The sequence below is a fragment of the Pseudomonas sp. HMSC065H01 genome, assembly GCF_001815235.1.
GTDB lineage: Bacteria > Pseudomonadota > Gammaproteobacteria > Pseudomonadales > Pseudomonadaceae > Pseudomonas > Pseudomonas aeruginosa.
The window spans coordinates 1-1,468 of record NZ_KV819853.1 but is presented as its reverse complement, the minus strand read 5'-3'; the positions used below and the strand labels follow the sequence as shown (position 1 = coordinate 1,468).

The following is a 1,468-nucleotide window of genomic DNA, read 5'->3' as shown; positions in this document are numbered from 1 at the left end:
CGCTACGGCAACTACATCGGCGGCGAGTTCGTGCCTCCGGTCAAGGGCCAGTACTTCACCAACACCTCGCCGGTGAACGGCCAGCCGATCGCCGAGTTCCCCCGTTCCACCGCCGAGGACATCGACAAGGCCCTCGACGCCGCCCACGCCGCCGCCGACGCCTGGGGCCGCACCTCGGTGCAGGAGCGCTCGAACATCCTGCTGAAGATCGCCGACCGCATCGAGCAGAACCTGGAACTGCTCGCCGTCACCGAGACCTGGGACAACGGCAAGGCCGTGCGCGAGACCTTCAACGCCGACATCCCCCTGGCCGCCGACCACTTCCGCTACTTCGCCGGCTGCATCCGCGCCCAGGAAGGCTCCGCTGCCGAGATCAACGACAGCACCGTGGCCTACCACATCCATGAGCCGCTGGGCGTGGTCGGGCAGATCATCCCGTGGAACTTCCCGCTGCTGATGGCCGCCTGGAAGCTGGCCCCGGCGCTGGCCGCCGGCAACTGCGTGGTGCTCAAGCCGGCCGAGCAGACCCCGCTGGGCATCTGCGTGCTGCTGGAACTCATCGGCGACCTGCTGCCGCCGGGCGTGCTCAACGTCGTCCAGGGCTTCGGCAGGGAGGCCGGCGAGGCCCTGGCCACCAGCAAGCGCATCGCCAAGATCGCCTTCACCGGTTCCACCCCGGTCGGCTCGCACATCCTCAAGTGCGCGGCGGAGAACATCATTCCCTCCACCGTCGAGCTGGGCGGCAAGAGCCCGAACATCTATTTCGAAGACATCATGCAGGCCGAGCCGGCGTTCATCGAGAAGGCCGCCGAGGGCCTGGTGCTGGCCTTCTTCAACCAGGGCGAGGTGTGCACCTGCCCGTCCCGCGCGCTGGTCCAGGAGTCGATCTACCCGGCATTCATGGAAGAGGTGCTGAAAAAGGTCAGGGCGATCAAGCGCGGCGACCCGCTGGACACCGAGACCATGGTCGGCGCCCAGGCTTCCCAGCAGCAGTACGAGAAGATCCTCTCCTACCTCGACATCGCCCAGCAGGAAGGCGCCGAGCTGCTCGCCGGCGGCAGCGTCGAGAAGCTCGAAGGCAACCTGGCCAGCGGCTACTACATCCAGCCGACCCTGCTCAAGGGGCACAACGGCATGCGCGTGTTCCAGGAGGAAATCTTCGGCCCGGTGGTCGGCGTCACCACCTTCAAGGACGAAGCCGAGGCCCTGGCCATCGCCAACGACACCGAGTACGGCCTTGGCGCCGGCCTCTGGACCCGCGACATCAACCGCGCCTACCGCATGGGTCGCGGGATCAAGGCCGGTCGCGTGTGGACCAACTGCTACCACCTGTACCCGGCCCACGCCGCGTTCGGCGGCTACAAGAAGTCCGGCGTCGGTCGCGAGACGCACAAGATGATGCTCGACCACTACCAGCAGACCAAGAACCTGCTGGTGAGCTACGACATCAACCCGCTGGGCTTCTTCT

Annotated in this window: 1 protein-coding gene; it reads left to right on the top strand. The window is 66.8% G+C overall.

Annotated elements, in window-relative coordinates:
• A partial coding sequence (locus tag HMPREF3014_RS05055; RefSeq protein ID WP_052157411.1) for an acetaldehyde dehydrogenase ExaC occupies positions 1 to 1,468 on the top strand: 1,468 nt, incomplete at both ends.